This is a genomic window from Cobetia sp. LC6 (genome assembly GCF_030264805.1).
Classification (GTDB): Bacteria; Pseudomonadota; Gammaproteobacteria; order Pseudomonadales; family Halomonadaceae; genus Cobetia.
Map to the genome: position 1 here is coordinate 175,528 of NZ_JASSPL010000007.1, position 17,405 is coordinate 192,932.

At 62.9% G+C, this 17,405-nt stretch carries 15 protein-coding genes; 10 read left to right on the forward strand and 5 right to left on the reverse strand.

Annotated features, from left to right (window positions below; genetic code table 11):
* Nucleotides 1-98 precede the first annotated feature (98 nt).
* The gene (locus tag QQF40_RS10500) at nucleotides 99-971 is read left to right on the forward strand and encodes an AraC family transcriptional regulator (protein ID WP_175088561.1); all 873 of its coding nucleotides are present in this window, start codon (nucleotides 99-101) and stop codon (nucleotides 969-971) included.
* An 87-nt stretch (nucleotides 972-1,058) separates the two neighbouring features.
* Here QQF40_RS10500 and QQF40_RS10505 read toward each other — a convergent pair whose 3' ends face one another.
* Entirely contained in the window at nucleotides 1,059-2,138 is a 1,080-nt protein-coding gene (locus tag QQF40_RS10505) for an ABC transporter ATP-binding protein (RefSeq protein ID WP_285461262.1), read from the reverse strand.
* A gap of 129 nt (nucleotides 2,139-2,267) precedes the next feature.
* A complete protein-coding gene (gene argF / locus QQF40_RS10510) occupies nucleotides 2,268-3,185 on the reverse strand; it encodes an ornithine carbamoyltransferase (protein WP_043331358.1) in 918 nt (305 codons plus the stop codon).
* 316 nt (nucleotides 3,186-3,501) lie between these two features.
* On the opposite strand from argF, the gene grxD reads away from it, so the two are divergent.
* Nucleotides 3,502-3,834 carry a Grx4 family monothiol glutaredoxin gene (grxD, locus tag QQF40_RS10515; protein WP_166018798.1) on the forward strand — a complete coding sequence of 111 codons (333 nt, stop codon included), beginning with the start codon at nucleotides 3,502-3,504 and terminating at the stop codon, nucleotides 3,832-3,834.
* Nucleotides 3,835-4,001: 167 nt separating this feature from the next.
* Here grxD and rnt read toward each other — a convergent pair whose 3' ends face one another.
* On the reverse strand, nucleotides 4,002-4,697 hold the full coding sequence (gene rnt, locus QQF40_RS10520) for a ribonuclease T (protein ID WP_175088563.1): 696 nt from the start codon (nucleotides 4,695-4,697) through the stop codon (nucleotides 4,002-4,004).
* Between the two features lie 267 nt (nucleotides 4,698-4,964).
* Here rnt and QQF40_RS10525 point away from each other — a divergent pair, with 267 nt between their 5' ends.
* From QQF40_RS10525 to QQF40_RS10545, 5 genes are all read left to right on the forward strand, one after another.
* Nucleotides 4,965-6,230, forward strand: coding sequence for an argininosuccinate synthase (locus tag QQF40_RS10525; RefSeq protein WP_282627791.1), 1,266 nt, complete (start codon nucleotides 4,965-4,967; stop codon nucleotides 6,228-6,230).
* A gap of 326 nt (nucleotides 6,231-6,556) precedes the next feature.
* Nucleotides 6,557-6,844 (forward strand): HlyU family transcriptional regulator, encoded by a 288-nt coding sequence (locus QQF40_RS10530; RefSeq protein ID WP_306424366.1) that lies wholly within the window; start codon nucleotides 6,557-6,559, stop codon nucleotides 6,842-6,844.
* 53 nt (nucleotides 6,845-6,897) lie between these two features.
* Complete coding sequence (locus QQF40_RS10535) at nucleotides 6,898-7,602, forward strand: glutathione S-transferase (protein ID WP_285461263.1); 705 nt, start codon at nucleotides 6,898-6,900, stop codon at nucleotides 7,600-7,602.
* Nucleotides 7,603-8,030: 428 nt separating this feature from the next.
* Complete coding sequence (locus QQF40_RS10540; protein WP_217485788.1) at nucleotides 8,031-9,233, forward strand: GGDEF domain-containing protein; 1,203 nt, start codon at nucleotides 8,031-8,033, stop codon at nucleotides 9,231-9,233.
* A 312-nt stretch (nucleotides 9,234-9,545) separates the two neighbouring features.
* Entirely contained in the window at nucleotides 9,546-11,399 is a 1,854-nt protein-coding gene (locus tag QQF40_RS10545) for a dihydroxyacetone kinase subunit DhaK (protein WP_285461264.1), read from the forward strand.
* 173 nt (nucleotides 11,400-11,572) lie between these two features.
* On the opposite strand, the gene QQF40_RS10550 is transcribed toward QQF40_RS10545, so the two are convergent.
* Nucleotides 11,573-12,457: a DMT family transporter gene (locus tag QQF40_RS10550; RefSeq protein ID WP_285461265.1), complete on the reverse strand. Its 885-nt coding sequence runs from the start codon at nucleotides 12,455-12,457 to the stop codon at nucleotides 11,573-11,575.
* A 132-nt stretch (nucleotides 12,458-12,589) separates the two neighbouring features.
* Complete coding sequence (locus QQF40_RS10555; RefSeq protein ID WP_175088567.1) at nucleotides 12,590-13,441, reverse strand: IclR family transcriptional regulator; 852 nt, start codon at nucleotides 13,439-13,441, stop codon at nucleotides 12,590-12,592.
* A gap of 253 nt (nucleotides 13,442-13,694) precedes the next feature.
* Here QQF40_RS10555 and xsc point away from each other — a divergent pair, with 253 nt between their 5' ends.
* The 3 genes from xsc to QQF40_RS10570 form a co-directional block, all read left to right on the forward strand.
* Entirely contained in the window at nucleotides 13,695-15,515 is a 1,821-nt protein-coding gene (xsc, locus tag QQF40_RS10560; RefSeq protein WP_254626986.1) for a sulfoacetaldehyde acetyltransferase, read from the forward strand.
* 164 nt (nucleotides 15,516-15,679) lie between these two features.
* A complete protein-coding gene (gene pta / locus QQF40_RS10565; RefSeq protein ID WP_285461266.1) occupies nucleotides 15,680-16,699 on the forward strand; it encodes a phosphate acetyltransferase in 1,020 nt (339 codons plus the stop codon).
* 160 nt (nucleotides 16,700-16,859) lie between these two features.
* Nucleotides 16,860-17,405 (forward strand): hypothetical protein (locus tag QQF40_RS10570; protein WP_285461267.1); only part of this gene is annotated, 546 nt, incomplete at its 3' end.

Here is a 17,405-nt window from a genome sequence, read left to right on the forward strand (position 1 = left end):
ATCTCATCCAGTCTCGTGATCGGCTGAAATTGCCGCCAATCATTGCCTGATCGTCTCAAGTTGTTGATGAGAGGCAGGCATGGCGCTAGATTGGCGACATGAGCAGACAAGAGATCACACGACTCGTGGCGAGCCTCGCCCACGAAGAAGGCATTCGAGAGACCGCAGTGAAGGGCGTGCAGCTCTTTCGCATGACGGAGCCCGTGCGTTGCGCGCCGGCCATCTATGAGCCCGCCGTGGTGGTGATCGTCAGCGGTGCCAAGGAGGCGATACTGGACGGCGAGCGACATGTCTATGACAGCCGTCAGTATCTATGTTGTCCCATCTCGATGCCGGTCGAGGCGGGCGCCCCCACGGCCTCGCCAGAGACGCCATTGTTGGGCGTGTACGTCTCGCTGGACACGCGGGTGATGACGGAGCTTGCCATCGAGATGGAAAGCGCTGCGGGGCTTGTGCGCAAGCCGGGCAGCGGCCCACTGCCGCCGGGGCTTGCCCTGGCGCATTGGGACGCCGCCTTCAGCGATGCCTTGTTGCGACTGCTGCAGGTGGCACAGAGCCCCACCGATGCGGCGATACTGGGAGAAGGGCGGCTGCGGGAGCTTTACTACGCCGTCCTGAAGGGCGAGGCCGGGGAGTCGGCGCGACGCGCCTTCGGTGTGGGCAATGAGATCGCGCGGGCGATCGATTACCTCTCCAGCCGTCTGGGTGAGCCGGTCAGCATTGAAGACATGGCCGGGAGGGTCGGCATGAGCCGCGCCGTCTTCCACCGCAAGTTCAAGCAGGCGACCACGATGTCGCCGATCCAGTTCGTGAAGTCCATGCGTCTCAATACCGCCGCCATGCAGATCGCCAATGGCAAGACCGTCAGCGAGGCGGCCATGGCCGTGGGCTATGTCAGCTCCTCGCAATTCAGTCGCGAATTCAAGCGTCTGTACGGGCAGTCGCCCAAACAATGGAGTCAGTTCAAATAGCGACACGCCACCAGTGGGGCATGAAAAAACGGCCATCCGAAAGGAGGCCGTTTTTTCATGGCTGGCGAACATCCTGTGCATGGCGCGCTAGAGCACCGCTTCACTCTCCTCGACACGCTCGAAGAGGATCAGGTGATCGGCCTGGATGCGCAGCATGACCTGCTCGCCGGGCTGATAGTCGTGATGGCTGTTGAAGGCCGCCTCGACTTCCCGCCCGGAAGGCAGCGCCAGCCGGTAGAGGGTGCTGGTACCGGCGAAGGTCGCGCTGAGCACGCGTGCCTTGAGGTCAGTCGCTTCCGAATCTCCTTCGGCCAACACCAGATCATCCGGGCGCAGCAGCACATCCACCGGCGTGCCGGGTGCATACGGATAGGCACGGTTGCCGCGAATCACGCCCAGCTCCGTGCTCACGCATTCGTTGTCCTTCAGCGTGCCGGGGATGAAATAGCCCTGGCCGATGAAGTTGGCGACGAAGCGCGTGGCGGGTTCGTGATACAGGTTGAACGGCGTGTCCCACTGCTGCAGATGACCGCCGTGGATCACGCCGATCTGGTCGGCCATCGCGAAGGCCTCATTCTGGTCATGCGTGACCAGCACCGCGCTGATGCCGAGGTGCTTGAGAATCCGCCGCACCTCCTGGCTCAGCTGACGGCGCAGCTCCACGTCCAGATTCGAGAACGGCTCATCGAGCAGCAGAATGCGCGGCTCCGGTGCCAGCGCGCGGGCCAGGGCCACGCGCTGCTGCTGGCCACCGGACAGTTCATGCGGGAAGCGCTCGCCGAGGTGGGCGAGGCCGACCAGGGTCAGCAGCTCCGTCACCTTGTCATTGCGCGTTTCTCGGGTCATGCGGCGCACGCCGAAGGCCACGTTGTCCGCCACGCTCAGATGGGGGAACAGAGCGTAATCCTGAAAGACCATGCCGACATGGCGCTGCTCCGGCGCGGTCAGATGAGTCGCGCTGGACAGCACCTCGCCTTCGAGACGAATCTCGCCCACTGCCACCGGTTCGAAGCCGGCAATCGCGCGCAGCAGCGTGGTCTTGCCGCAGCCGGAGGGGCCGAGCAGGCAGGCAATGTCACCCTTGTTGAGGGAGAAATTGATGTCGCGGGTCACGACGGTGGTGTCGTAGCGACATTCCAGCGAATCGATCTGAAGGAGCGGTTGCATGATGGCAGGTCAGTCCGGATGGCGATGAAGGCAGCGGGGCAGGGGAGTGTCCGTCTCGCTTGAGCATACGCGAGCGCCGCCTGCGTGGATGCAGGCGGCGGCTCAGTCCTGAGCTTCAGTGCTGATGGCTCAGTCCTGGCGACCCAGCATCAGGAACTCGAGCAGTGCCTTCTGGGCATGCAGGCGATTGCCTGCTTCCTGCCAGACGACGGCGCGCGGGTCATCCAGCAGACCCATGCTGATCTCTTCGCCGCGGTGTGCCGGCAGGCAGTGCAGGAAGATGACATCGTCGGCGGCCTTGTCGAGCATGGCTTCATCGACCTGGAAACCGGCGAAGTCGGCCTCACGCTTGAGCTGCTCTTCTTCCTGGCCCATGGAGGCCCAGACATCGGTGGTCACCAGGTCCGCGCCCTGCACGGCTTGCTGCGGGTCACGATGGATGCTGACGCGCTGGCCAGCCGCCGCGACGATCTCGCTGTCCGGCTCGTAGCCTTCCGGGCAGCAGATGCGCAGGTTGAAATCGAACTGACGCGCGGCGTTGATCCAGGAGTGGCACATGTTGTTGCCATCGCCGATCCAGACCGCTGTCTTGCCCTTCACGGAGCCACGGCATTCGGTCCAGGTCATCACGTCCGCCAGCAGCTGGCACGGATGATAGTCATCGGTCAGCGCATTGATGACCGGCACGCTGGAGGCGTCGGCGAAGGCTTCGATGTCGGAGTGGGCGAAGGTGCGGATCATCACGCCATCGACCATCTCGGACAGCACGCGGGCAGTGTCGCCGATCGGCTCGCCACGGCCCAGCTGGGTGTCGCGCGGTGACAGGAACAGCGCATGGCCACCGAATTGCGCCATGGCCGTCTCGAAGGACACGCGGGTGCGCGTAGAGGACTTCTCGAAGATCATCGCCAGGGTGCGGTTGGCGAACGGCGTATAGACCGGACCTTCCTTCTTCAGCCCATCCTTGATGGTGATGGCGCGCTGGATGAGGTAGTCGAGTTCTTCCGGAGAAAGGTCAAGCAGGGTCAGAAAGTGCCGGGTGGCCATCGAGCGGGCTCCTGTCAGGGTCTCGGGCAGCACCATCGAAAAGGGCGCCATGCGTCGGAGGGAAGGAAGTCGCCGACGATCACGGCGCCCGGATGGCGCTGCCTGTCAAAAGAGCCATCCTAGCCAGCTCGGCTCGAGCGTGCAACGCTCACGCCGTTATCAGGGCAGCCATGGCGCGCACTGCAGGGCCGGTGTGCGCTGCTGCAGACAGCAATCCACAACTCGGGCACTATCGGGGGCTGAATTCATGGCTTACCCCCAGTAGAATGAGGGAATGACACTCACGGGCCTTGCGCCCACCGTCCGAGGATTGCACATGAGCACTACCATCGAATCGATCGAAAAGCAGATTGGCGAGAACCCGATCCTCCTGTACATGAAGGGCACCCCGCAGCTGCCGCAGTGTGGTTTCTCTGCGCAGACCGTGCAGGCCGTCATGTCCTGCGGCGAGCGTTTCGCCTTCGTCAACATTCTCGACAACCCGGACATCCGCGCCGAGCTGCCGAAATACGCCAACTGGCCGACCTTCCCGCAGCTGTGGGTCAACGGCGAGCTGGTCGGCGGTTGCGACATCGTGGTCGAGATGTACCAGAACGGCGAGCTGGAGCCGTTGATCAAGCAGGCCGCTCAGGAAGCGTCTGCCGAGTGATCGGCATCTTCTGATCGGCACCCCTGATCCGCATCTTCTGATAGGAGCCGCTCTGATCATGCTTGCTCTTGGTAGATCAGTGCCGAGCAGAAAAAACGCCCCCGCAGCCAGGCTGCGGGGGCGTTTTCATGTCTGATGCTTGGAGGGCTTGTCAAAAGCTCTGCCAGTCAGGGCGCGGGCGCGTCGAGCGAGACCGGCACCTCGTCATTCATGCCCTGTTCTTTCATCGCCAGGTCCCAGCCGCCCAGGTCCTTGAAGCGGTTGACCATCGCGCAGAACAGCTCCGCGGTGCGTTCGGTGTCATAACGCGCCGAGTGGGCGGAGGCGTTGTCGAACTCGATGCCGGCGGCACGGCAGGCGCGCGCCAGTACCGTCTGGCCATAGACCAGACCCGCAAGCGAGGCGGTATCGAAGCACGAGAACGGGTGGAACGGATTGCGCTTGATACCGCAACGCTCGACTGCCGCGTTCAGGAAGCCCTGATCGAAGGCCGCATTGTGGCCGACCAGCACCGCACGCGTGCAGCCGTGCGCCTTGATGGCCTTGCGCACCGGGCTGAAGATCTCGCCCAGCGCCTGATTCTCGGCCACCGCGACCTGCTTGCGCACCGGGTTGTCGAGATCGATACCGGTGAAATCCAGTGCCGACTGTTCGATGTTGGCGCCCTCGAAGGGGGCCACGTGGAAGGCATAGGTCGCATCCGGCACCATGTTGCCATCGTCGTCCATGGTCAGCGTGACGGCAGCGATCTCGAGCAGTGCATCACCGGCGGCATTGAAACCACCCGTCTCGAGGTCGACCACCACTGGCAGAAAGCCACGGAAGCGCTGTGCCATCTGCGTGCGCTCGCTCGCCTGGGTCATCAAGATCTCCAATCCCGTCATAGCATCTCGTGCTGCGTCGTGCGTATTGCCGACGCTCAAGGTGGCCAATTGTAGCAGGGCGAAAAGGGCGCGTCGCGGCGCTGGCCGCGTGCCGGGGTGTCTCTGGCCCTCCTGGCAGTATCGGTGAGGTGCCAGCCTCGCTATAATCGGCGTCACATCGTGATTCGGGTAGATGAGCGGCTGCGCTTGCGCGGCCTTCGCTCGTCTGGACCGGGCGATCCAACCCCACCTGCGGCCACGGCGTTCATCAGTGGTACGCGGGAACTACAAGCATCAACTCAGGAGTCAAGCATGTCCGACGTGCAAAAGGTCGTTCTCGCCTACTCCGGCGGCCTGGACACTTCAGTCATCGTCAAGTGGCTGCAGGAAACCTACAACTGTGAAGTCGTGACCTTCACAGCTGACCTCGGTCAGGGCGAGGAAGTCGAGCCGGCGCGTGCCAAGGCAGAAGCCCTCGGCGTGAAGGAGATCTACATCGAAGACCTGCGCGAGACCTTCGTCCGCGATTACGTCTTCCCGATGTTCCGTGCCAACGCCATCTATGAAGGCGAGTACCTGCTGGGCACCTCCATCGCACGTCCGCTGATCGCGCGTCGTCTGGTCGAGATCGCCAACGAGACCGGCGCCGACGCCATCTCTCACGGCGCGACCGGCAAGGGCAACGACCAGGTGCGTTTCGAGCTGGGCGCCTACGCGCTGAAGCCGGGCATCCAGGTCATCGCGCCGTGGCGTGAGTGGGACCTGAACTCCCGCGAGAAGTTGATGGAATACTGCGAGCAGCACGGTATCGAAGTCGACTACGCCAAGAACAAGAAGAAGTCTCCGTACTCCATGGATGCGAACCTTCTGCACATCTCCTATGAAGGTGGTGTGCTGGAAGACCCGTGGACCGAGTGCGAAGAAGAGATGTGGCGCTGGAGCGTCAGCCCGGAGCAGGCGCCCAATGACGCGACCTACATCGATCTGACCTACACCAAGGGCGATATCACTGCCATCGACGGCAAGGAAATGGCCGCTCACGAAGTGCTCGAGTACCTGAACAAGGTCGGCGGCGCGAATGGCATCGGCCGTCTCGACATCGTCGAGAACCGTTACGTCGGCATGAAGTCGCGTGGCTGCTACGAAACACCGGGCGGCACCATCATGATGCGTGCTCATCGTGCCATCGAATCCATCACTCTGGACCGCGAAGCGGCCCACCTGAAGGACGAGATGATGCCCAAGTACGCTGAGCTGGTGTACAACGGCTACTGGTGGAGCCCGGAGCGTCGCATGCTGCAGGCGGCCATCGATGAGTCCCAGAAGGTCGTCAACGGCGTCGTGCGTCTCAAGCTCTACAAGGGCAACGTGATCGTCGTCGGCCGTCAGTCCGAAGATTCGCTGTTCGATGAGTCCATCGCGACCTTCGAAGACGACGCGGGCGCCTACGATCAGAAAGATGCTGCCGGCTTCATTAAGCTGAACTCCCTGCGCCTGCGTATCGCGGCCAGCAAGGGACGTGGCATCGAGTAATCTCTGATCCGATAGCCTGATCTCGGAACACCATGACGCCGGCCCCTGCTGCAGCCATTCGCTGCCATAGGGGTCGGCGTCGTGCTATCCGGCTGTCCGTGCCGCGTCAACCGGCTGTGGATGTCACGCTGCCGGCGGCCAGAGCCGGGCGCGATTTCGTCTGATGAGGTGCTGATCATCCAGGGCACGCATGGCGCTCAGCGGCGTTGCTGGGCGCTTTTCTCCCTCGTGGGTGCATGCGATGCTGGCCACAGCCCCTTTTCATTGTCATTTCTGCACGTAGAGTGCCGGCGTCCGTCATGGCGGCCGGCCAAGGAAGATGTCTCATGCTGGGTATGCTGAAGAAACTGTTTGCCGCAGGCGAGCCTGCGCCGGTCAAGGAACCGGAAGCCACTGAATACAAGGGCTATCTGATCGTGGCGATGCCGCAGAAGCACGATGGTCAATACCGGGTGTCGGGCGTGATCCGCAAGCCGGTGGAAGGCGGCGAGATGCTGGAGCACCGTTTCGAGCGCTCCGACACCGTGCCGGGCGAAGAGGGCGCCGTGGAGCTGACCCTGCTCAAGGCGAAGCGCACCATCGATGACCTGGGTGACAGCATCTTCGAGCGCTGATCGCCCCCGGAGCTGACCGCTGCGCACTTGACCCTACCTTCAGGAGCACGCCCATGATCACGGTTCACCATCTGGAAAACTCGCGCTCGCAGCGCATCCTGTGGCTGCTGGAAGAGTTGAATCTTGAATACCGTCTGCAGACCTATGCCCGCGACAGCAACAGCATGCGTGCGCCCAGGGCGCTGAAGGAGATTCACCCGCTAGGCAAGGCGCCGATCATCACCGACACCACCCTGACGGGAGAGAATGCCGAGCCGGTGGTGGTCGCCGAGTCCGGTGCGATCATCGAATACCTGATCGATCTGTACGCCGGCCAGGGCAGCGGCAGCACTGCCCATCTGCGCCCACCCGCCGGCAGCCAGGCCGAGCGTGACTACCGCTTCTGGCTGCACTTCGCCGAGGGTTCGGCGATGCTGCCGCTGATGCTCAGACTGGTATTCTCGCGCCTCGACAAGCCACCGGTGCCGTGGTTGGTGCGTCCGATCGCGCGCAAGCTGGCCAAGGGGGTGAATGACAGTTTCATCAGCCCGGAGATCAAGGCGCATCTCGCCTACATGGATACCTGTCTCGAGCATCGCCAGTGGCTTGCCGGTGACTCGCTGACCGGTGCCGATATCCAGATGAGCTTCCCTATCCAGGCGCTTGATGCGCGCCAGGGGCTCAAGAATCACCCGAATATCCAGGAATGGCTGGCCCGCATCCGTCAGCGCGAGGCCTTTCAGCGTGCCGTGGCCAAGGGTGGCGAGCTGGCGCTCTGAGGTGCTGATGCGCTGATGCGCTGATGCGCTGATGCTCGGGTGCGAGTCGCAAACATCATATGGCTTGCGCATTTTTGCGCTATTGATGTGATTGAGACTTTCGTCGGGATTCTTTCGGCATTCGGGCTGTCACATCTGGACGTTATATCGATAGGTTCTGTTTTAGATATTTAAGCTACAGTTAATGCTTATTGATCTCGAGCGGGCGACAGCCGCCCAGCCACCAGGCTGGGCGGCGAAGCGCCAAGGATGCCAGGCACAACAGGCGGAGAAGCATCGCAAGACAGAACGACATGGCATAACAACAAGTCTGGACAACAAGACATAGCACTAGACCGTGAGCGATGCATCGGCAAGCGAGTGGGGGAGTCCGCCGTGTGCCGATGGATAAACAGGATGCAGGACAAGGAGTCGACCGGGGGCCTGGCATGGCACGCAAGAGTCTGCGTGAACAATCACTGGAACAAGCACTCCAGCAGATGGAACGCGACAAGGCTCGCCTTGAACGCCGACTAGCGGGGCTGGAAGAGAAACTGTCGACGACGCTCGACGGTACCGGCCTGCGCCTCTGGCAGCTCGAAGTGCCCAGCGGCAAGCTCACCATCTTCAACTATCGCTGGGGGCGCATGCTGGGCTATCAGCCCGGCGAGCTGAACGCTCATTTCGATGTCTGGCGTGAGCACCTGCACCCGGAAGACCGCGATGAAGTGCTCGCCAACCTCAATGATCACCTCGAGGGGCGCACCGAGGTCTATCAGGTCGTGCATCGCATGCTGGCCCGCGATGGCAGCATCACCTGGGTCGCCGATCGCGGACGGGTGGTCGAGCGCGATGAGCACGGCAACGCCCTGCGGCTGCTGGGCACGCATACCGACATCAGTCATGAGAAGGACTACGAATCGCGCCTCAATGCACTGGCCAGTACCGATGCCCTGACGGGGCTTGCCAATCGCCAGGCCATCAACAGCTGGCATCAGCGACCGCTGGCCGATGACAGTGCCTTGATCTTCATCGACCTCGACGGCTTCAAGCAGGTCAATGATCAGTTCGGTCATCGTGCCGGTGACGAAGTGCTGGTGCTGGTCGCGCATGGCCTGAACGATGAGCTGCATCGACTGGGCATCCACCAGCATCTCTCGGCGCGTTTCGGCGGCGATGAATTCCTCTTTCAGCTGCCCCGCATGACACTGCCGCGTGTTGAACATATCGCCCGTCGCTGGCTGGAGCGCTTCGCGCATCCCCTCGAGATCAGCGGTGGTCTCGGCTGCGTCGGCCTGAGCATCGGCATCTGTTTCGGGCGCGATGCCGACAATCGCTTCGGGCTGGCGCTGGAACAGGCCGATCAGGCGATGTATCGGGTCAAGCACCATGGCAAGCACGGCTACAGGGTGCACGCGCCGGTGGAATGCTCTGCCAGCGAATACCAGGCCTCGAATCTGCAGGCCCCCGCGAGTCGGCTGCCTTCCTGGCTGCACCCACAGCATGCACCGCTAACGCAGCAGGCGCCGGCCCCCCGGCCAGCCCCCCAGTCGCCGCCAAGGCAGCAGCCCGCTCCTGCCGATACCGAGCGTGGCGATAGCGTATCGGCTGATTCCGAGTCTGCCGATGCCAGGGCCAAGGAGGCCAGGTGAACGCCATGACAAGCCTGCCTGCTTCCCGCTGGCTCCCGACATCCCAAGCCCCCTGCGCGCGCAAGCGTCGGGGGCTTTTGTCTTTCAGGCCACTCGATTGACGGGCGTGGCGCAACGCGGCAGCGCGAATGCCATCATTTTCTGATATGACTATTGCATCCGGCAAAGTCGCGAACGACGCTGGGGGGACGGCAAGGCAGGATGAGTCGAGGCCCCCCGGCGTCATGGAAGCGTCGTGACGCAAGACAGGCATGAACGGCGGCTTCAAGTGCCGCCTTTATCAGCAGGGCGAGTGTCCTCAAGGAGAGAAGGATGAGTAGCAGCGAGTCTGGCCGACAGTTCATCAATCAGCCACGCCTGGTCGTCGGCGAGGCGCTGGAAGGCTGCGCACGACTGCGCCACCCGGATGGCAGTGGCGTGCGGCTGTCAGACCCCGCCAGTGGCATGCGCCTGGTAGTGCGTGATGACTGGGCGCGCGATCAGGTCGCGCTGATTTCCGGTGGCGGCTCGGGGCATGAACCCGCGCACGCAGGCTTCATCGGCGCGGGCATGCTGACAGCCGCCGTGTGTGGTGAGCTGTTCGCCTCGCCGACGGTGGACGCCGTGCTGGCGGCGATCCGCGAAGTCACCGGAGAGGCCGGGGCCTTGCTGATCGTCAAGAACTACACCGGGGATCGCCTCAACTTCGGACTGGCGGCCGAGCGGGCGCGCCAGGAAGGCTTCAAGGTCGAGATGGTCATCGTCGCCGACGATGTGGCGCTGCCCGATAACCCGCAGCCACGCGGGCTGGCCGGGACGCTGCTGGTGCACAAGGTCACCGGTGCGCTGGCGGCACGCGGGGCGGGCCTCAAGGAAATCACCGCCGTCGCGCGCCGCGTCGCCGACAGCTGTTCAACCTTGGGCGTTGCCTTCAATGTCGGCCGCCATCCCGGCAAGCCGCGAGAGCAGCGCGCACCGGAACTGGGGCTGGGCATTCACGGCGAGCCGGGTGCCATGGCGCTGGAGCTTGGCAGCGACTCGGGCACCCACGGCGTGCATGCCGTCATGGACACCGTGGTCACGGCGCTGGTGCAGGGCCATTCGCGCAAGGATGTCGGCGGCGACCTGCCGGCCAGCGGCCATCTGCTGCTGATCAATGATCTGGGCGGTTGCTCGGCGCTGGAGCGCAGTCTGCTGCTGGAAGAAGCGCTGACGCATCCGTCGCTGCAGGCGCTGGGCATCCATGCCGTGGTCGGCCCGCAACCGCTGATGACCTCGCTGGACATGCACGGCTTCTCGCTGACGCTGCTGCCGCTGGATAGCCTGCTGGAAGAGGCGCTCAGCGCCAGCTGCGCGCCGGTCGCCTGGCCGGGTGTGCAGCCGGTGACGCCACTGGCGCACTTCACCCCGAGTCAGGACGCCGTCAGAACGGCCAGCGACGAAGCCTCGGATGCCAGACGTGCCCAGGCCAGGGCCGACTGCCGGGAGCGTGCCGCCCGTGGCGTGAAATCGCGTGCCGGCCTGCCGGGTGACCCGCAGGTCGAGCAACGCCTGCGCGCGGCATTGGAAGTCCTGCTTGCCAGCGAGGCGGATCTCGACCGACTCGATGCCATCAGCGGTGACGGTGATACCGGCAGTACCTTCGCCAGCGGTGCGCGTGCGGTGATCGAGGCGCTGGAAGACTGCGAGCTGGCATGTGGTGATTCCGGCGAGCTGATGGCCACCATCGGCAAGCAGCTGGCCCACGGCATGGGCGGCTCCAGTGGTGTGCTGCTCTCGACGCTGTTCACCGCAGCGGCCACCCGCTGGAAGGAGCAGTCGGACCCGAATGGCCAGGCGCCAATGAGCCAGCGCTGGCACGATGCCCTGAGTCACGGCGTCGCCCGCATGCAGCATTACGGCGGTGCCTCACGCGGCGACCGCAGCCTGCTGGATGCGCTGTTGCCGGCGCTGGAAGCACTGCAGTCTTCGCTGCAGACGACCCCGAGCGCACGTGTCGACTGGGCCGCGATGGCGCGCGCCGCCCGTCAGGGCGCGGATGCCACCGCCGAGATGGCCAAGGCGCGGGCCGGGCGCTCCGCCTACGTGCCTTCCGCCCATCTGGTCGGCAACAGCGACCCGGGCGCGGAAGCCGTGGCGCGCGTCTTCGAAGCGCTGGCCGATGCCGCCGAGGAAGCCGCAGGTTGATTGAAGCTTCCATTGACCCGCTGAGCTGGTTGACCCGAATGACGAGTGTCTGAGCTCTCCAGCCCCATAAAGCTCTAGAGCCAAAGCCGCATGACGCAAAAAGGCCCGCCCATGAATCTCGTGTTCAGGGGCGGGCCTTTGGGTTCATGGGGCAAGCGTCATGCGGCAAGCGGTCAGGCAACTTTCTGACGTGTCGGCAGCCGGATCAGGCGGGTGGCGATGGCGGTGCCCAGCAGAGTGATGCCCATGCCGGTGAGGATGCGCGCATCGATCACCTCATCGAGCAGCAGGTTGCCCCACAGCAGCGCGCTGACCGGTACCAGGAAGGTGACGGAAGTGGTCGCGGTGGCGCCGGCGCTGGCCAGCAGGCGGAAGAAGATCAGGAAGGCGAGGCTGGTGCTGAGTACCGCCAGCGCGATCGCGCTGCCCCAGGCTTCCAGGCTGACGCTGGCCTGTGGCCACATCCACAGGCCCGGAACCAGCAGCAGCAGGGACGACATCAGCGAGCTGCCCGCGGCCAGCACCGGTGAGGGCAGGTGATTCAGGCGCTGGCGCGAGAAGTTGGAGGCGAAGCCGTAGCAGAAGGTCGCGCCGAGGGCGGCGAGGATGAACCAGCCATCGCCGCCGAGCTGGAAATCGAGACGATCGCTCGACAGCACATAGACGCCGCTGAAGGCCACGGCTAGGCCGAGATACTGCTGCTTCTGGATCGGTGTGGCGAAAAGCGCCATGCCCAGCAAGGCAGTGAACAGCGGCGTGGTGGCATTGATCAGCGAGGTGAAACCGGCCTCCAGTTGGGTGGTAGCCAGCGCCAGCAGGCAGAAGGGCAGCGCCTGGCTGGTCAGCCCCAGCACCGCAAGCGGGCCCTTGTGTTCCCACAGCATCTTCAACCGGCCCGCGCCCAGCAGCAGCGGGGCGAGCACCAGCGCGCCGATGCCCATGCGCAGCAGTATCAGCGTGGTCGGGCCGAATTCCGGCGCGGCCACGCGCATGAAGATGAAAGACATGCCCCACAGGGTGGATAGCAGGACAAGACGCAAGGCATCGCTGGCGGACATGGTGTTCTCGACGTGGCGTGTGAAAGGCAGTCCGACAGGCTAGCCCCTCATGCGCGTCACGGGAAGCACGACCTTGTGTTCGTTGCTGCCCGGTTTCTGCTCAGCTCCAACCTTGGTCCCAGTTCACTGGCCTCAGGCGGACGGAATCGCACCGCGCTGGATGGCGGCGATATCGCGGGCGGCGCGCTCCAAAGCCGGCAGGTGCTTGAGCATGTCCTCGCGCGACTGGCGCATTACCGGCGCCTGGATCGCCACGCCGATGTTGGAAGGCCCATCGGGATTGGGTGCCAGCACCGCGATGCACACCAGCCCGGGCAGGAATTCCTCATCATCCAGCGCGAAGCCCTGCTGGCGGACCTGCTCGATCTCGGCCTCGACGGACTCGATGTCAGTCAGGGTGTTGCGCGTCATCGCGTTCAGCGGTGTGCCGGTCAGCAGGCGACGGCGCTGGGCGGGTGGCATCTGGGCCAGAAACAGCTTGCCGCTGGCGGAGCAATGCACCGGCACCCGTGAACCGGGGTGCAGATAGAAGCGCAGCGGGGCCTGGGTCTCGACGCGGTCCAGATACAGCACTTCGCTGCCGGACAGCGCCGTGATGTTGCAGCTCTCGCCAACCTCTTCCATCAGCCGGTTGAGCACGCCGTGGCGTGCGCCCTGTACGGTGTCGTTGAGCAGCAGGTTCTCCGCCAGACGGCGCAGACGGCTGCCCTTGCTGTAATGACGGTTGTCCGCCTCGCGCTGCAGCATGCCGCTGCCTTCCAGCTGCTGCAGCATGCGGTGCAGCGTCGGCTTGGGCAGGCCGGTCTCTTCCACCAGTCCCTGCAGGGTGAAGAACTGGTCCTTGGCGGCGATCACTTCCAGCAACGCCAGCAGGCGCTGGGCGGGCGTATCGCCTTCTATCTTGCTGCCTTCCTTGCTGGCCTCCCTGTCAGCGTCCTTGCGGTCACGCGGCAGGCTTGCCTGGGGCTGGGTGGCACTGTTCATGGGCTATTCCCTCCTTCAATCCGTGCGCGGGGCAGTGTGGCGCCGAAACGCTCGGCCCGTCAGTGCCTTGCGTTGCTGTGCCTACTTTAACAGTACTCCATTCATCGGAAGAAGTTTCTAAAAAAGGAGTGTTTTTGATCATTTTCTGAAATCGGGCTTGACGGACCGCTCGGTGAGGGCTAATTTTGGTCACATGTTTCGGTAATCGGAACTAAATGTATCAATAAACATAAAATCTAGAGTTGGAGACGCCATGAGCACTCAAGACAGCGCAGACAATCGCAAGGTCGTGCAGGGCAAGCAGAAGATGACCCCTTCCGAGGCCTTCGTGGAAACCATGGTCGCCAATGGCGTCACCGACATGTTCGGTATCATGGGCTCCGCCTTCATGGATGCGATGGACATCTTCGCGCCGGCCGGCATTCGCCTCATTCCGGTGGTGCATGAGCAGGGCGCTGCCCACATGGCCGATGGCTATGCTCGCGTCTCCGGCCGTCACGGCATGGTCATCGGCCAGAATGGCCCGGGCATCTCCAACTGCGTCACCGGTATCGCGGCCGCTTACTGGGCGCACAGCCCGGTGGTCATCGTCACGCCGGAAGCCGGCACCACCGGCATCGGCCTGGGCGGCTTCCAGGAATGCAAGCAGCTGCCGATGTTCCAGGAATTCACCAAGTACCAGGGCCACGTGACGCACCCGTCGCGCATGGCGGAATACACCGGTCGCTGCTTCGATCGCGCCATGTCCGAGATGGGCCCGACCCAGCTCAACATTCCGCGTGACTACTTCTATGGCGAGATCGAATGCGAGATTCCCAAGCCGGCACGTGTCGACCGCGGCCCGGGTGGCAGCAAGAGTCTGGATGAGGCAGCCGAGCTGCTGGCCAGCGCCAAGTTCCCGGTCATCGTTTCCGGTGGCGGTGTGGTGATGGCCGATGGCGTCGAGGAGTGCAAGGCGCTGGCAGAGCGTCTCGGCGCGCCGGTGGTCAACAGCTACCAGCACAACGATTCCTTCCCGGCCAGCCACCCGCTGTGGTGTGGCCCGCTCGGGTATCAGGGCTCCAAGGCGGGCATGAAGCTGATCTCCCAGGCCGATGTCGTCATCGCGCTGGGCACGCGCCTCGGGCCGTTCGGTACCCTGCCGCAGCACGGCATGGACTACTGGCCGAAGGACGCGAAGATCATCCAGATCGACGCCGACCACAAGATGCTGGGCCTGGTGAAGAAGATCTCCGTCGGCATCTGCGGCGATGCGCGTGAAGCGGCCATCGCCCTGACCGAGCGCCTGTCCGGTCGCAATCTCGAGTGCGATGCCACCAAGGATTCGCGCCTCAGCACCATCCGCGAAGAGAAGGCCGCCTGGGAAGCCGAGCTTGACGAGTGGACCCACGAGAAGGACGCCTTCAGCCTCGACGCCATCGACGAAGCCAAGGACGAGAAGCCGTTCTCCGGCGGCGAATACCTGCACCCGCGTCAGGTACTGCGCGAGCTGGAAAAGGCGATGCCGGAAGATGTCATGGTCTCCACCGACATCGGCAACATCAATTCCGTGGCCCACAGCTACCTGCGCTTCGACAAGCCGCGCAGCTTCTTCGCCCCGATGAGCTTCGGCAACTGCGGCTACGCGCTGCCGACCATCATGGGTGCCAAGACTGCCGCGCCGGAACGTCCGGCCATCGCCTACGCCGGTGACGGCGCCTGGGGCATGAGCCTGATGGAAATCATGACCGCCGTGCGTCACGACATTCCGGTCACGGCTGTCGTCTTCCACAACCGTCAGTGGGGCGCCGAGAAGAAGAACCAGGTCGAGTTCTACAACCGTCGCTTCGTCGCCGGTGAGCTGGACAACCAGAGCTTCGCCGAGATCGCCCGCTCCATGGGTGCCGAAGGTATCACCGTCGACCGTCTGGAAGACGTGGGCCCGGCCCTCAAGAAGGCCGTCGACATGCAGATGAACGAAGGCAAGACCTGCGTCATCGAAGTGATGTGTACTCGCGAACTGGGCGACCCGTTCCGCCGCGACGCCCTCAAGAAGCCGGTGCGTCTGCTCGAGAAGTATCAGGATTACGTGTAACGCCCGTCGCTGATCGCGCTGTGCAGGTCATGGATGGCAGCGCGATGAAGCGGGTGTAGCGCGACGCGCAAGCAGGATTGGAACTCTCCCTTGCCCCGGCCATTTCTGATGTCCGGGGCTTTTTGGATGTGTCGGCTGCCTCCAAGGGCAGCGAGGAGACAGACATGAAGGCACTCAACAACATTCTGGCGCGGGCCAAGGCAGACCCGCGCCGTATCGTGCTCTGCGAAGGGCAGGACATGCGGGTGGTGCAGGCGGCGGTGAACGCGGCGGAGCAGGGACTGGCGCAGGTGATGCTGGTGGGCGACCCGACCGTCATCGCCGCCACCGCCAGAGAAGCCGGGCTTGGGGATCAGGCACTGGCACGGCTCGAGCTGATCGACCCCGCCACCTCCGAGCACACCGCCAGGCTTGCCGAGGCGCTGCACGCGCATCGCGCGGCCAAGGGCATGACGGCGGAGCAGGCTGCCGAGAAGATTCGTGACCCGCTGACGTTCGCCAACATGCTGGTGCGCGAAGGGCTGGCGGATGGCTCGGTGGCCGGCGCCGTGCTCACCACTGCCGATGTGGTGCGCACCGCCATCCAACTGCTGGGCCTGGCGCCGGGTAGCAAGCTGGTCTCCAGCTTCTTTCTGATGATGCTGTGCAAGCCGTTCCACAACCTGAAGGGCGGGATGATCTTCTCGGACTGCGGGCTGGTGATCGACCCCGACGCGGAAGAGCTGTCGCAGATCGCGCTGGCCGCCGCCGACAGCGCCCAGGCACTGCTCGGGGAAGACCCACGGGTGGCGATGCTGTCGTTCTCCACCAATGGCAGCGCGCATCACGCCGCGGTGGACAAGGTGGTGCAGGCCGCGCATCGGGTACGCGAGCAACGCCCGGATATCGCCATCGATGAAGACGTGCAGCTCGACGCCGCCATCGTGGCGGAAATCGCCGAGCGCAAGCTGCCCACCTCGCGCGTCAAAGGCACCTCCAACGTGCTGGTGTTCCCCAATCTGGAAGCCGGCAACATCGGCTACAAGCTCGCCGAACGCATCGGCGGTGCCGAAGCCATCGGCCCGCTGCTCCAGGGCCTCGCCAAACCCGCCAACGACCTCTCGCGTGGCTGCTCCACCGCTGACATCCTCAACGTCATTGCCGTCACTGTCGTCCAAGCACAGCAGCGCACCCCGCAAGACTGAATTTCTCTTTCTTTTCCTTCTGTTAGCCGCTCACGGCGGATAGGGCAGGCGAAAGCCTGCCTTATGCAAATTAATAATCTTGGCTACTATTAACTTTGTTGTTGTCTTCTATATGGTATCGCATGTTTAAACATCAATGTGTAATAAGTGAGGTGCAATTATGGCTAGGAAATTTGTTGAGCAGGTTGAGAAATCAAATACAGAAATGTTTGATTCCCTAGTCTGTAATGCAATTGACTTTCTTAGATCTTCTATAGATGACCTAGATCATAGGCCTAAAAATTCTATTGTAGATTTCTATACGGCTATTGAGCTTATATTTAAAGCTAGATTGATGAGTGAGCACTGGACTCTTATCATTAGCAAGCCAGAGCTAGCACGGTTAGATAATTTCAGGACTGGAGACTTTCATTCTGTATCATTGAAAGGTTCTGTGGATAGGATTCATAATATTTTAGGAGAAAAGATTGATCGTGAAGTAATAAATGCTTTTGAGGTGTTGGGAGAACATCGTAATCAAATAGTTCACTTTTCACATACTTCATATGATAATGCATCATCTACTAAAGCTAAAGTTGTAGTAGAACAATGGAGGTCGTGGCATCATTTATATTTTCTTTTAACTGCTTGGCCGCAGATTCTGAGTGCAACACCTGAGTTTCCCTGTAAGGTATTGCGCTCATGTCATACTCAGAACTCAGCATTA

What these genes read in the sequence shown, in the direction of transcription:
- QQF40_RS10500 (WP_175088561.1), top strand. Translation starts at nt 99, where the DNA reads ATGAGCAGACAAGAGATCACACGACTCGTGGCGAGCCTCGCCCACGAA.
- QQF40_RS10505 (WP_285461262.1), bottom strand. Translation starts at nt 2,138, where the DNA reads ATGCAACCGCTCCTTCAGATCGATTCGCTGGAATGTCGCTACGACACC.
- argF (WP_043331358.1), bottom strand. Translation starts at nt 3,185, where the DNA reads ATGGCCACCCGGCACTTTCTGACCCTGCTTGACCTTTCTCCGGAAGAA.
- grxD (WP_166018798.1), top strand. Translation starts at nt 3,502, where the DNA reads ATGAGCACTACCATCGAATCGATCGAAAAGCAGATTGGCGAGAACCCG.
- rnt (WP_175088563.1), bottom strand. Translation starts at nt 4,697, where the DNA reads ATGACCCAGGCGAGCGAGCGCACGCAGATGGCACAGCGCTTCCGTGGC.
- QQF40_RS10530 (WP_306424366.1), top strand. Translation starts at nt 6,557, where the DNA reads ATGCTGGGTATGCTGAAGAAACTGTTTGCCGCAGGCGAGCCTGCGCCG.
- QQF40_RS10535 (WP_285461263.1), top strand. Translation starts at nt 6,898, where the DNA reads ATGATCACGGTTCACCATCTGGAAAACTCGCGCTCGCAGCGCATCCTG.
- QQF40_RS10540 (WP_217485788.1), top strand. Translation starts at nt 8,031, where the DNA reads ATGGCACGCAAGAGTCTGCGTGAACAATCACTGGAACAAGCACTCCAG.
- QQF40_RS10545 (WP_285461264.1), top strand. Translation starts at nt 9,546, where the DNA reads ATGAGTAGCAGCGAGTCTGGCCGACAGTTCATCAATCAGCCACGCCTG.
- QQF40_RS10550 (WP_285461265.1), bottom strand. Translation starts at nt 12,457, where the DNA reads ATGTCCGCCAGCGATGCCTTGCGTCTTGTCCTGCTATCCACCCTGTGG.
- QQF40_RS10555 (WP_175088567.1), bottom strand. Translation starts at nt 13,441, where the DNA reads ATGAACAGTGCCACCCAGCCCCAGGCAAGCCTGCCGCGTGACCGCAAG.
- xsc (WP_254626986.1), top strand. Translation starts at nt 13,695, where the DNA reads ATGAGCACTCAAGACAGCGCAGACAATCGCAAGGTCGTGCAGGGCAAG.
- pta (WP_285461266.1), top strand. Translation starts at nt 15,680, where the DNA reads ATGAAGGCACTCAACAACATTCTGGCGCGGGCCAAGGCAGACCCGCGC.